This is a genomic window from Pseudoxanthomonas sacheonensis (assembly GCF_010093305.1).
GTDB lineage: Bacteria > Pseudomonadota > Gammaproteobacteria > Xanthomonadales > Xanthomonadaceae > Pseudoxanthomonas_A > Pseudoxanthomonas_A sacheonensis.
The window spans coordinates 1-12,277 of the sequence record NZ_PDWS01000017.1 but is presented as its reverse complement, the minus strand read 5'-3'; the positions used below and the strand labels follow the sequence as shown (position 1 = coordinate 12,277).

Annotated in this window: 12 protein-coding genes; 2 read left to right on the top strand and 10 right to left on the bottom strand. The window is 65.1% G+C overall.

The features are described from left to right. The first annotated feature begins 5 nt into the window (after positions 1-5). A complete protein-coding gene (locus tag CSC73_RS13905; RefSeq protein WP_163841234.1) occupies positions 6-1,367 on the top strand; it encodes an NAD-dependent succinate-semialdehyde dehydrogenase in 1,362 nt (453 codons plus the stop codon). Between the two features lie 166 nt (positions 1,368-1,533). After that, complete coding sequence (locus tag CSC73_RS13900; RefSeq protein WP_163841232.1) at positions 1,534-2,397, top strand: pirin family protein; 864 nt, start codon at positions 1,534-1,536, stop codon at positions 2,395-2,397. Positions 2,398-2,431: 34 nt separating this feature from the next. Here CSC73_RS13900 and CSC73_RS13895 read toward each other — a convergent pair whose 3' ends face one another. The 10 genes from CSC73_RS13895 to mfd all read right to left on the bottom strand — a co-directional run. Continuing rightward, the gene (locus tag CSC73_RS13895) at positions 2,432-2,899 is read right to left on the bottom strand and encodes a hypothetical protein (RefSeq protein WP_246197529.1); all 468 of its coding nucleotides are present in this window, start codon (positions 2,897-2,899) and stop codon (positions 2,432-2,434) included. Positions 2,900-3,131: 232 nt separating this feature from the next. After that, positions 3,132-3,872, bottom strand: coding sequence for an aquaporin Z (aqpZ, locus tag CSC73_RS13890; protein WP_163841230.1), 741 nt, complete (start codon positions 3,870-3,872; stop codon positions 3,132-3,134). A 265-nt stretch (positions 3,873-4,137) separates the two neighbouring features. After that, positions 4,138-5,001 (bottom strand): pirin family protein, encoded by an 864-nt coding sequence (locus CSC73_RS13885; protein ID WP_163841229.1) that lies wholly within the window; start codon positions 4,999-5,001, stop codon positions 4,138-4,140. Positions 5,002-5,079: 78 nt separating this feature from the next. Then, on the bottom strand, positions 5,080-5,838 hold the full coding sequence (nfi, locus tag CSC73_RS13880) for a deoxyribonuclease V (RefSeq protein WP_425502322.1): 759 nt from the start codon (positions 5,836-5,838) through the stop codon (positions 5,080-5,082). A gap of 18 nt (positions 5,839-5,856) precedes the next feature. Beyond that, positions 5,857-6,720 carry a DNA ligase gene (locus CSC73_RS13875; RefSeq protein ID WP_163841225.1) on the bottom strand — a complete coding sequence of 288 codons (864 nt, stop codon included), beginning with the start codon at positions 6,718-6,720 and terminating at the stop codon, positions 5,857-5,859. Between the two features lie 137 nt (positions 6,721-6,857). Then, entirely contained in the window at positions 6,858-7,364 is a 507-nt protein-coding gene (locus tag CSC73_RS13870) for a SixA phosphatase family protein (protein WP_163841223.1), read from the bottom strand. 8 nt (positions 7,365-7,372) lie between these two features. Beyond that, positions 7,373-7,705, bottom strand: a complete 333-nt coding sequence (locus CSC73_RS13865; RefSeq protein WP_163841221.1) for a hypothetical protein — start codon at positions 7,703-7,705, stop codon at positions 7,373-7,375. A 93-nt stretch (positions 7,706-7,798) separates the two neighbouring features. Next, positions 7,799-8,239 carry a hypothetical protein gene (locus CSC73_RS13860; RefSeq protein ID WP_163841219.1) on the bottom strand — a complete coding sequence of 147 codons (441 nt, stop codon included), beginning with the start codon at positions 8,237-8,239 and terminating at the stop codon, positions 7,799-7,801. Between the two features lie 110 nt (positions 8,240-8,349). Beyond that, positions 8,350-8,553, bottom strand: a complete 204-nt coding sequence (locus CSC73_RS13855; protein ID WP_163841217.1) for a hypothetical protein — start codon at positions 8,551-8,553, stop codon at positions 8,350-8,352. A 161-nt stretch (positions 8,554-8,714) separates the two neighbouring features. Beyond that, positions 8,715-12,277 (bottom strand): transcription-repair coupling factor (gene mfd / locus CSC73_RS13850; protein ID WP_425502320.1); only part of this gene is annotated, 3,563 nt, incomplete at its 5' end.

The window sequence follows — 12,277 nt, the reverse complement described above, 5'->3', positions numbered from 1 at the left end:
TCATCATGACCGTCGAAACCGTCAATCCCGCGACCGGCAAGGTCGAATACACGCTTGAGCTCATGGACGCCGCCGCTGTCGAGGCGATCCTGGCCGCTTCCGCCTCGGCGTTCCCGCAATGGTCCGCGCGACCATTGGCCGAACGCGGCGAGCTGCTGCGCAAGGTGGGCGCGCAGCTGCGCAGCCGCCGCGACGATATCCAGAAGATCATGACCGCCGAGATGGGCAAGCTGCGCAAAGAGGCCTTGGCCGAAGTGGACAAGTGCGCCGACGCTTGCGACTACTACGCAGAGCATGCGGCCGAATACCTGCAAGACCAGCCCATCGCCACCGAAGCCAGCAATAGCTACGTGCGTTTCGAGCCCATCGGCTGCGTGCTGGCGGTGATGCCGTGGAACTTCCCGATCTGGCAGGTGTTCCGCTTCCTCGCCCCCGCGTTGATGGCGGGCAATGTGGCGGTGCTCAAGCACGCCAGCAACGTGCCGCGTTGCGCGGACATCATCGCCGAGACGCTGCGCGATGCCGGCATTCCGCCCGGCGTGTTCGCAGCGCTGCATATCGACAACGACCAGGCCGCCGAAGTGCTGCGCGACAAGCGCATAGCCGCGGTGACCTTGACCGGCAGCGAACGGGCAGGGCGGTCGATCGCCGCCAACGCCGGCGACCAGCTGAAGAAGTGCGTGATGGAACTCGGCGGCAGCGACGCCTTCGTGGTGCTGGAAGACTCGGATCTGGACAAGACGGTGGCCAGCGCGGTGGCTTCGCGCTTCGGCAACGTGGGCCAGACCTGCATCGCGGCCAAGCGCTTCATCGTGGTGGAGGCCATCGCCGACGCCTTCGTGCAGCGCTTCGTCGAGGCGGCTTCCAGATTGAAGCTGGGCGATCCCAACGACGAATCGACTACGCTCGGGCCGATGGCCCGCCAGGATCTGCGCGACGAGCTGCACAAGCAGGTGCAGGCGAGCATCGCCAAGGGCGCCAAGCCGCTACTGGGCTGCGAACCGGATGGCTCCCACGCGGGCTATCCGGCGTCGATCCTGGATGGCGTGGCGCCGGGCATGCCGGCCTACGACGAAGAGCTGTTCGGACCCGTGGCCAGCATCCTGCGAGTCAAGGACGAAGCCGAAGCGATCAAGGTGGCCAACGACACCAGTTTCGGCCTGGGCGGCAGCGTATGGACCGGCGACCGCGAGCGCGGCAATCGCGTCGCGCGGCAGTTGCAATGCGGCGCGGCTTTCGTCAACGCGATCGTGAAGAGCGATGTACGTCTGCCGTTCGGCGGCACCAAGCGCTCCGGCTTCGGCCGCGAACTGGCCGAGCACGGCATCCATGAGTTCATGAACATCAAGTCCGTCTACGTCGCCTGATGCTTTGTAGGAGCGGGCCCTGCCCGCGACGGAGTTCACGGGTAGAGCCTGTCGCGGGCAGGGCCCGCTCCTACAGACCTTGCTGGTGGAACGAAGGGTTCCGCTCTACGGCATTCCTTACGGGGTAGGCCGGTGCCATCTTTGTGGGCATCGAAAAGGAGCCGCTATGAACACTGTCGCCACCTCATCCCATCCCGCCCGCGTTGCCCGCGTTATTCGCGGCCGCCCGACTTCCGACGGCGCCGGCGTCAAACTGACCCGCGTCATCGGCGGTCCGGATTTGCCGGAGCTCGACCCGTTCCTGCTGCTGGACGAGTTCGGCACCGACCGTGCCGAAGACTACCTGGCCGGTTTCCCAAGCCATCCGCATCGCGGTTTCGAAACCGTCACCTACATGCTGGACGGGCGTATGCGCCACAAGGACAACCACGGCAACGAAGGCCTGCTGACTCCTGGCAGCGTGCAGTGGATGACTGCCGGCCGCGGCTTGGTGCACTCGGAAATGCCGGAACAGGAATCCGGCCGCATGCGCGGCTTCCAGCTGTGGGTGAATCTGCCCGCGCGCGACAAGATGACCGACCCGAAGTACCAGGAATACGCACCGGACCGCATTCCCGTGGCCACCCCGGCCGCTGGCGTCAGCGTCAAGGTCATCGCTGGCCGGGTAGGCGATGTGGTCGGCCCGATCGTGCAGCCGGCGACCGATCCCGTGTATCTGGATGTCGCGCTGCAGGCGGGCACGGCTTGGGAATACCTCTTGCCCGAAGGCCATAACGCGTTCGCCTATGCGTTCGAAGGCGCGGCGACGGTGGGCGAGGGCGAAGACGCGCGCGCGCTGGAGACCCACGAGATGGCGGTGCTCGGCGGCGGCGATCTGTTGCGGCTGCGCGCCGGCAGCGGAGATGCGCGCCTGATCGTGGTCGCGGGCCGGCCGCTGCGCGAGCCGGTGATGCGCCATGGCCCGTTCGTCATGAACACCAAACAGGAACTGATGCAGGCCTTCGTGGATTACCAGGAAGGCCGCTTCTGAATCCCGGGGCGAGTTGCGCCCGCCCCGGCCAGCGTCAGTTGCCGGACACCAGATAAGCGGTGCCGGCGCTCACGTCCAGTTGTCCGGTCAGCGTCAGCAGTTCGGCCAGGTCCTGTGTCGATGGGGCATCGATCCAGATCTGGGCGTACTGGTCTTTGCCCAGCTCCACGACGGTGATGCGCCGCGAAGCGAGATAGGTTTCGTCGCGTCCGGCGATGTCGGGCAGGTACCAGTGCAGGGACTCGCCGGAGAATACGCCCGACTCAACGCGGCGCGACTTGCTCAGGCGCAGGTCCGGGTCGCGCGAGGTCAGCAGCAGGTTGATCGACTTGCTGCCGTCTTCGTTGCGTGCCTTGCAGGCGAGGAAACCGGGGTTGACCCGCTCCTCCCATTGCAGGCCGGAGCTAGCTGGAAGCGGCGGACAACGAGAATTTGCCTGTTGCGCCAGGGCTGCGCCCGGCAGCATCAGCAATACCAAAAAAAACAGATAAGCGGGTTTCATGACTAATTCCCCTGGAAGGGCCGTAGCGGCATACGAATAATGGATTCACTGTCCTGGGCCCACGGCAGGCTTGCCGGGATGGACCCGGGCCTGCGGCGGTCATGCTCCTGTCCGATGGCGCTCCCCGCCATCGGACTTCGACAGTAGCCCAGGTTTTCGCGCCAAAATAATGCATGCGTCACAAAAAAGCCGGGCATTGCCCGGCTTTTTTTTCGAACGGAAAGCGGAACCGTCAGGAATTGCCGACGATGTTGGGTTGGTCGCGCCCCAGCCAGCCGTACAGCATGCCGCCGATGAGCGCGCCCAGGATCGGTGCGACCCAGAACAGCCACAGCTGGCCCAGTTGGCCGGAACCGGCGAACACCGCCACTGCGGTCGAACGCGCCGGATTCACCGAGGTGTTGGTGACCGGGATGCTGATCAGGTGGATCAGGGTCAACGCCAGACCAATGGCGATGGGCGCGAAGCCGGTAGGCGCATTCTTGTGGGTGGAACCCATGATCACGATCAGGAAGAACGCCGTCAGCACTACTTCGCACAGGAAGGCCGCCGCGACCGTGTAGCCGCCCGGGGACAGCGCGTCGTAACCGTTGGTGGCGAAAGCGCCGGCAGCGGTCGGGTCGATGGCGAAACCGCCGCCGCCCTTGGCGATCTGCAGCAGGATGAAACCGGCGGCGATGCCGCCCAGCACCTGCGCAAGGATGTACGGCACCAGGTCCTTGGCCGGGAAACGACCGCCGGCCCACAGGCCCAGGCTTACCGCGGGATTGAAGTGGCCGCCCGAAATATGGCCGAACGCGTAGGCGCCGGTCAGCACGGTCAGGCCGAAAGCCAGCGAAACACCGACGAACCCGATCCCCAGCGGATTGCCGTCGCCGCCGAAATTGGCCGCGAGTACCGCGCTGCCGCAGCCACCCAATACCAGCCAGAACGTGCCGAGGAACTCGGCCGTGAGTTTTTTGCCCAGATTCATGTTGCCCCCTCAGAGTGTCGATCCGCCGGTTGGCGGCCCGCGCAAAGTAGCGGAAGCGATGATCGCGTTTGTTTCTTTTCCGTTAGATGCGGCGTGTTGCGCCGCAAAAGCTCCACGGCTCACATCAATGCCGTCTCCGGTTCCGAAGACCCAATGCTTTGTAGAAGTCGTGGGAGCGGCGTCCCGCCGCGAGCTCTTGAATCGACTATCGACTAGAGAAGCGAAAAGCTCGCGGCGGGACGCCGCTCCCACGACCGGTCGCGTCTTACCGTTCCGGCAGCGGAATGAACTCCACTTCGCCCGGGATCTGGCCGAAACTTCCATCCAGCCAATCCTGCTTGGCCTGTTCGATGCGTTCCTTCGAACTGGATACGAAGTTCCACCACATGTGGCGTGGGGCGTCCAGCGGCTCGCCGCCCAGCAGCATGGCCTTGAGCGGAGTCTTGGCGCGCAGCACCGGGCGCGTGCCCGGGTCCAGCACGACCAGATGCTTGTCGGGAAGATCGGCGCCGTCCAATTGCGCATCGCCCTCAAGGATGTAAAGCGCACGCTCGGCATACGGGTCGTCGATCGCCAGTTCGGCGTCGGCGTCCAGGTCGACGGCGACATTGAAAGTATCGGCGAACACCCGCACCGGCGATTCCTCGCCGAAGGCGCGCCCTGCGATCACCCGCAGGAAGGCGCCGTTCCTTCGCAATTGGGGCAACGCCGCGGCACTGTGGTGGTGGAATTCGGGCGCTGTTTCCTCGTCCGCTTTCGGCAAGGCCACCCAGGTCTGCATGCCGTGCACCGCATGTCCACGGCCGCGCGCATCGGCCGGCGTGCGTTCGGAGTGGGCGATGCCGCGGCCTGCGGTCATCCAGTTGACGTCGCCGGGCAGGATCACCTGCTCGGAGCCCAGCGTGTCCTTGTGGTTGATCGCGCCGGCCCACAGGAAAGTCACCGTGGCCAGGCCGATATGCGGGTGCGGGCGTACATCGATGCCCCGGCCGGGCTCGAAGATCGCCGGCCCCATGTGGTCGACGAACACGAACGGTCCGATGCTGCGTGCCTGCAGGCTGGGTACGGCGCGGCGTACTTCGAAGCCGCCGCCCAAGTCGTGGGTGCGGGGAGTGATGATCGTGGTCATGTGTGCCTCCGGGAATGGCGGCAGGATCGCACAGGAAAGCCGGATGCTTGATTCGACAGCGGGAACGGATCGTTGCGCTTAAAAGAGACTGCCATTATCGAGCGGGCCCGCGCTACCCGGCGGCAGCTCGCCGCGCCGGGATGCGATGCGGTCGGCCAGGCGGGTCGGTTCCGGCAAGCGGTAGCCCCGCAGCGTGCGCAGGACCCATTCGGCCGCGGTGTCCATGGAGATCCGGTGCCCTGGGGAAACAATCAGTGGATTGCAGCGCGGTTTGCTGCGCAACGCCCAGCCGATCTGTTCGTCGCGGTGCATGAGTGGGGCGCGGTCGCCTAATGCCGGTCCCGGTTCGTCGTGACGACCCGTCAACACCTTCTTGGCCACGCCCAGCGCCGGCAACCCCGTCGCCACGCCGAAGTGCGCAGCGATTCCCAGCCGCCGCGGATGGGCGATGCCCTGCCCATCGACGAAGACCAGATCCGGCGTTCGCGTCAGCATGGCCAGCGCGGCCATCAACGCCGGCAATTCGCGAAAGCTGAGCAGACCGGGCACGTACGGCATCGAAGTTTCGACCCGGGCGATGTGCGATTCGATGGGCTGGAGCGTGGCGGCATCGAGCAGCACGACCGCGGCGCGGGTGACCGCGCCTTCTTCCTCGAAGCCCACGTCGAAACCCGCCAGTACGCGTGGTTCGGGGAAATCGTCGCGCAGGGAAACCCGTCTCGCCAGTTCCATCTGCAAAGTGCGTGCGGCAGCGACGCTGCCATCCCAATCGCCGAACACGCCGGTTCCCGAATTCGCATCCATGGCGCAAGGGTAGCCCGGACATGTTCGCGCCATGTGCAGGCTTCGTCGCGCTTATCGGGGATCGGGCGGCGGCGGATCCAGACGGATGCGCTGGAAGCGTGCGAAGCGTGGCAGGCCTTTGCCGGTCAGTCCGTTGTAGCGATAGGTAACCAGGCTGCCTATCGGTGGTGGATCGACGCGTTGGGCATCGGTGAATCCGGAGCCCAGGCGGAATCGCCTGCCATCCTGCATCTGTACGACCAGGGCACCGAGCATACCCGTGTATTTCCCCTTCCCCGGCGCATGCGCCACCACCCGCGCTTCCGCATCTGCATAGAGCTTGTATTTGATGAGGTCTTCGCTGCGGCCCACCCGATACAAAGCGTCATGCCTGTGCAGCATCAGACCTTCGCCGCCCTCGGCGACGATTCGCTTGAGCCGCGCCTCGAGCGCATCCGTATCGCCCAGGCGGAACTGGGGCACGGGTTGCAGCCACGCGATTCCGGCAGTGGACAACATGCCGCGCATGCGCAGAACCCGAGTTCCGAAGCTGCCGCCGTGCTCGGGCAGATCGAAGACCATGAAGCGCACGCGTCGCCAGGCGCGATCGTCGGCCTTTCCCGCGCGCACGATGCCGCTGACTTCGTCGAAACGGCCGCGGCCTATCCACAGTTCGCCGTCCATGGCCACCTTCGGCCAGCCTGCGGTGAACCATGCCGGCGGCACTATCGGCTGCCCGGCACGGGTGAGCAGACGTTTACCGTCCCAGCGCCCGCGGACGCCGTCCAGTTTTTCGCTGACCCAGTAGTCCGCGACGTTCAAGCCGCTGCGGTAGTTCGTGGCCAGCATCGCCCGCGGCTGGGTCGTCGCTTCCGCCAGCGATGGTTGGGGCAGCAGGAAGGACAGCAGCAAAAGCAAAACGATGCGCAGGTTCATGGTCTCGGTCCTTGAGTACGGGCGGCAAGCGCATATCCATGCGCGTGGTCCAAGCTTACGGCCTCACGTAACGGTCGCGGGTCTACGCTGTGTCGGAGTTTTCCGGTTGGTAAAGTCGGAAAACGGCCCGCATGCGGTCAGAAGTGGTTCTGCGAAAGCGTCGCTTTTCCGTCGGCGCCGATGCGTATCCGGTAGAGGCGATCGAATTCGTCGTCGGCCATCGCTTCGACAGGCCGCCCCGACAGCGCGCCGACGATGTCCGGAACGGTGTTGCTGTGGCCGACTACAAGCACTGCCCCAGTCTTGTGCAACGTGCGCAGCCGCTCTGCGAACTGCGGCGCGGGCATTTGCGCATCGTAAGTGGTGATGCGCAGGAAGTGGTTCTCTGCGACAGGCTGTGCGGTCTGATAAGTGCGGCGGTAGGCGGTGGCGTAGGCGGCGTTGACCGTCGTGTCGTTCAGCAGAGTCGCCAGGCGCTGCGCGCGCGCCCGGCCGATCTGGCTGAGTGAGGGATCGCGCGGGTCGTCGTCGCCTTTTTCCGCGTGCCGAACCACCACGAAGGTGACCGTATCGGCATCGCGCGCCGGGGCGGTGGAACAGGAAATCAGGGCCAGCACCGCGCCCGCAAGCACGGCGCCGGCCAAGGCACGCCTCAGTTTTTGGGGAAACGTTTCAAGCCGGTTTCGCCCTCGCCGGTGGTTTCGGCATCGGTCTTGATCCCGTTCTCGAAGCCGCCGCCCGTTCCCGAATACAACAGCCATACCGGTTTCTCGTTGCGCAGCAGGTCGAGCGCGTTGTGGAAGTCGTCCAGATGGTAGTGCAGCGAGGGATTGTTCGCATCCGGTCCGTCGGCCGGCAACGCCTGGCCATTGGGGTGGAACACCAGCTGGCCGATATAGGCGCCGCCATGCTTGAGCCAGATCCGCGGAGCGAACTGGTTGGCGGCATACATCACTTCGTAACTCTCTATCCTGGTCAGTGCCACGTGCAATCTCCTTCAATGGAAATCCCCTGCAGAAAAAAAGAGCGCAGAAAGCGTCGCCAACCGGTCACTGTGCCGCAACCGATCCAGGCGCGGTCATTTGGCTTCGATCACCTTGCCGCCTTTCCACGCATAGCGATACGTCTTTTCCAGCGTGGGGCAGCAGCGCGGATCGTTGGGCGCGGGCATCTTCGATTTCACCACCACCATGCCCTTGTCGATGGCGATACTCTGTACGTCGCCCCATAGTTCGCCGGTTCCGGCGTGCGCATAGCCCTTGCCGCGGTCCACGAAGACGTCGAGTTGATAGGACCAGTAAGTGGGGCCCAGCAATGCGGTCTGGACCACGATTTCAGGCTTGCCGTCGCCATCCAGATCGCCGATGACCGTCTTGATCGCATCGTAGCTGACCTCGGCCGGCGGCAACGAGGCCAGGTAATTGGCGGCGATCTTCTCCGCCTCCGCCTGGGTGATCGCATGGGCCTGCGGCGAAGCAAGGAGCATGAGAACCGGGAACGCTGCAAGGAATTTGCGCATGGTCGCCTCCGTCGGTGGTGGTCCTTCGGTCGCCGGCTGGCGACAGCGGACCATCCACTACCAACGCGTCCGCAGGCTGGCAACGGACAGGCTCAAATGGGTCGCGCTGTTCAGAAGCGGACGAAAAACGGCAACGCCATCAATCCGGCGCCGATAACCACCATCAGCCATATGCTGGAAACGAAATACGGGAAGACCATCAGCCCCACTCCGCACAGTGCCGGCAGCAATGCCTTCTGGTTCTTCCCATAAATGAAATAGCCCAGCCCCACCGAACCGAACAGCAAACCCCACAGCAGCGATGCGGTGTCCACGACTGTCTCCTTCCCGGCTTCGGCGGGGATCATTAGAGCAGACAAAGGACAAAGTGCGTGACCGTAGGTCGGGGCTACGCCCCCGACGGACGCAGTGTCTGACATCTTCCGTGCGTCGGGGGCGTAGCCCCGACCTACTCGCCAAAAATAGACGACGAACCTTACGTTTTGGCCAGTGCCGCCAGCAAGCCGCGAGCGGCATTGAAACGATCCGCCGCCTCGGGCAGCGGCAGTTTGATGCGCAGCTTGTCCGGCCCATCCATGGAATACAGTTTGGGCTGCTTCTGGATCATCTGGATCACCGACATCGGGTCGATATTGGGCTGCGCTTCGAACACGATGCGCCCGCCGTTTTCGCCCAGGTCCAGTTTGCGGATGCCCATGGCGGTGGCCGCGAGTTTGAGCTCGGCGATGGCGAACAGATGCTTGGCCGCATCCGGCAGCAGGCCGAAGCGGTCGATCATCTCCACCTGCAGGTCGCGTAGTTCGTCGGCATCGGTCGCACTGCTCACGCGCTTGTACAGCGTCAAACGGGTATGCACATCGGGCAGATAGTCGTGCGGGATCAGCGAGGGGATATGCAGTTCGACTTCGGCGCCGTGCGCGGTGCCGGCGTCCAGGTCGGGCAGCTTGCCCAGGCGGATCGAACGCACCGCGCGCTCCAGCAGTTCGGTGTACAGGCTGAAGCCGATCTCGGCCATCTGCCCGCTCTGGTCTTCGCCCAGCAGTTCGCCGGCGCCGCGGATTTCCAGGTCGTGGGTGGCCAGGGTGAAGCCGGCGCCCAGTTCGTCCATCGCCGCGATCGCTTCCAGCCGGCGCTGCGCATCGCCGGTCATCGCGCGCTTGTCCGGCACCACCAGATAGGCGTAGGCACGGTGGTGCGAACGGCCGACCCGGCCACGCAGCTGATGCAACTGCGCAAGGCCGAAACGGTCGGCGCGGTTGATGATGATGGTATTGGCGTTGGGGATGTCGATGCCCGATTCGATGATCGTCGTGCACAGCAGCACGTTGAAGCGCTGCTTCTGGAAATCCAGCATCACCTGTTCCAGCTCGCGTTCCGGCATTTGGCCGTGGGCCACGCCGATGCGCGCCTCGGGCACCAGTTCGGACAGATCGCGCTGCATGCGGCCGATGCTTTCCACGTCGTTGTGCAGGAAGTAAAGCTGGCCGCCGCGCGCCAGTTCGCGCTGGAACGCTTCGCGCAGTAGCGGCGCATCCCAGGGCGTGATGAAGGTCTGCACCGCCAGACGGTTGGGCGGCGGGGTGGCGATGATGGACAGATCGCGCAGGCCGGCCATGGCCATGTTCAAGGTGCGCGGGATCGGTGTCGCAGTGAGCGTCAGCAGGTGCACATTGGCGCGCAGCGCCTTCAGCGCTTCCTTCTGGCGCACGCCGAAGCGCTGTTCTTCGTCGACGATCACCAGCCCCAGGTCCTTGAACTTCACATCGGGCTGCAGCAGACGGTGCGTGCCTACGATCACGTCCAGGGTGCCTTCGGTGACCTTGCGCAACTCTTCCTTGATTTCCTTGGCGCTTTTGAAGCGCGACAGCACTTCCACCTTCAACGGCCAATCGGCGAAGCGGTCGCGGAAGTTGCGGTAGTGCTGTTCGGCCAAAAGCGTGGTCGGCACGAGCACCGCGACCTGCTTGCCGGCGCTGGCGGCGGCGAAAGCGGCGCGTACGGCGACCTCTGTCTTGCCGAAGCCCACATCGCCGCAGACCACGCGGTCCATCGGCTGCGAACTGGCCAGGTCGCGGATCACCGCTTCGATGGCGTGGTGCTGGTCGGGGGTTTCTTCGAACGGGAAGCCGGCCGCGAAGGGTTCGTACATGGCGCGGTCCAGATGCAGCGCCAGGCCTGCGCGCGCTTGCCGGCGGGCCTGGATTTCGAGCAGTTCGGCGGCGACGTCGCGGACTTTCTCGGCAGCCTTGCGCTTGGCCTTGGTCCAGGCTTCGCCGCCCAGCGAATGCAGCGGCGCGGTTTCCACCGAGGCGCCCGAATAGCGGCTGATCAGATGCAGCTGCGCGACCGGCACGTACAGGCGGTCGCCCTTGGCGTATTCGATCTCCAGGTATTCGCCGGGCGTGCCGCCGGCTTCCAGCACCACCAGTCCGCGGTAACGGCCGACGCCGTGGTCTTCGTGGACGATAGGCGCGCCTTCGCTCAGTTCGCCCAGGTCGCGGATGATCGCTTCCGGTTCGCGGCCGGTGCGGCGGCGACGGTGCGGTTGCGTGGCGCGTTCGGGGAACAGCTGGCGTTCGGTGAGCACCGCGATTTGCGGGTGGTCGAGGGCAAAGCCGTCTTCGAGCGGGGCAACTGCAATTGCAAAACGCGGCACTGAAAATAACCCTTCTCCCGCTCGCGGGAGAAGGTGGCCCGAAGGGCCGGATGAGGGCGCTTTTCGGTCCGCGCCAAGAGCGCCCTCACCCTTGCCCTCTCCCGCAAGCGGGAGAGGGGATGCAACGAACGCGCTGAAGTCCGATACCACTTCCGGCACCAGTCCCGCCGCCTGCATCACCTCCATCAACGCCTCGCGCCGCCCAGGCGAATCAGCCGCGATCAACACGCGTCCCGGATAGCTGGAAAGAAACGACTTCACCGCAGCGGCAGGTTCGACGTCCTTCGCGGCCAGTGGAAGCACCGGCACCAGCTGGTCGCCAAGCGGCTGCGATTCTTCGCGGCGCGGATGGTCCGGTCCGCACACTTCGATGCGCGCATTGCGGTTCAGGCGCTCGCGCAATGCGTCGGGTGCGAGGTAAAGCTCGTCCGGCGGTACCAGCGGCCGTTCGATATCGTGCCTGCGCTGTTCGTAGCGGTTGCGGGTCTGCGCCCAGAACGCTTCGATGGCCTCGGTCACGCCTTCGGCGATCAGCGGCAGCGTGGCCGCGTCCAGATAATCGAACAAGGTCGCGGTCTGTTCGAAGAACAGCGGCAGGTAGTATTCGACGCCGGCCGGCGCGATGCCCGACTTGAGGTCCTGGTACAGCGAACTGCGCCGCGTATCCACGTCGAAACGTTCGCGCAACGCATCCAGCGCGCGCTGCACCGACAGATCGTCCAGCGGTATCTCGCGGCCCGGCAGCATCTTCACCTGCGGAATCTTTTCCAGCGAGCGCTGGCTTTCCGGGTCGAAGGCGCGGATGGAATCGATGGTGTCGTCCAGCAGCTCGATGCGCAGCGGCGCGGTTGCGCCCATCGGGAACACATCCAGCAATCCGCCGCGGATGGCGAAATCGCCCGGGTCCAGCACCTGCGGCACGTTGCGGTAGCTGGCCGCTTCCAGGCGGCGTTTTTCCTGATCGAAATCCAGGGTCTGGCCGACTTTCAGGTCGAAGCTGCCGCCGACCACGTAGCGCAGCGGCGGTAGCCGTTGCATCAGGGTCTGCACCGGCACCACCACCACGCCTCGTTTCAGGCCGGGCAGGGCATGCAGGGCGGCAAGTCGCTGCGAAATGATGTCCGGGTGCGGACTGAAACGGTCGTAGGCCAGGGTTTCCCAATCCGGGAACGGGAATACCGGCAGGTCGCCGCCTTCGCCCAGCAGGGTGTGCAGGTCCGATTCCAGCTGATGCGCGCCGTGGGTGTCGCGCGCAACCACCAGCAAGGGACCGGCGTGGGCCTCGGCGGCGCGGGTCACCATCCAGGCCAGCGCGGTGGGGGAAGCGGGCGCGCGACACCCACGGCGCGCATCAGCTGGAATCGGACCTGCACACCCTGCTG

Excerpts from the sequence above, each read along its gene's own strand:
- nfi (WP_425502322.1), bottom strand. The coding sequence starts at position 5,838 with ATGGCGCGAACATGTCCGGGCTACCCTTGCGCCATGGATGCGAATTCG.
- CSC73_RS13900 (WP_163841232.1), top strand. The coding sequence starts at position 1,534 with ATGAACACTGTCGCCACCTCATCCCATCCCGCCCGCGTTGCCCGCGTT.
- aqpZ (WP_163841230.1), bottom strand. The coding sequence starts at position 3,872 with ATGAATCTGGGCAAAAAACTCACGGCCGAGTTCCTCGGCACGTTCTGG.
- CSC73_RS13860 (WP_163841219.1), bottom strand. The coding sequence starts at position 8,239 with ATGCGCAAATTCCTTGCAGCGTTCCCGGTTCTCATGCTCCTTGCTTCG.
- CSC73_RS13885 (WP_163841229.1), bottom strand. The coding sequence starts at position 5,001 with ATGACCACGATCATCACTCCCCGCACCCACGACTTGGGCGGCGGCTTC.
- CSC73_RS13895 (WP_246197529.1), bottom strand. The coding sequence starts at position 2,899 with ATGAAACCCGCTTATCTGTTTTTTTTGGTATTGCTGATGCTGCCGGGC.
- CSC73_RS13905 (WP_163841234.1), top strand. The coding sequence starts at position 6 with ATGACCGTCGAAACCGTCAATCCCGCGACCGGCAAGGTCGAATACACG.
- CSC73_RS13875 (WP_163841225.1), bottom strand. The coding sequence starts at position 6,720 with ATGAACCTGCGCATCGTTTTGCTTTTGCTGCTGTCCTTCCTGCTGCCC.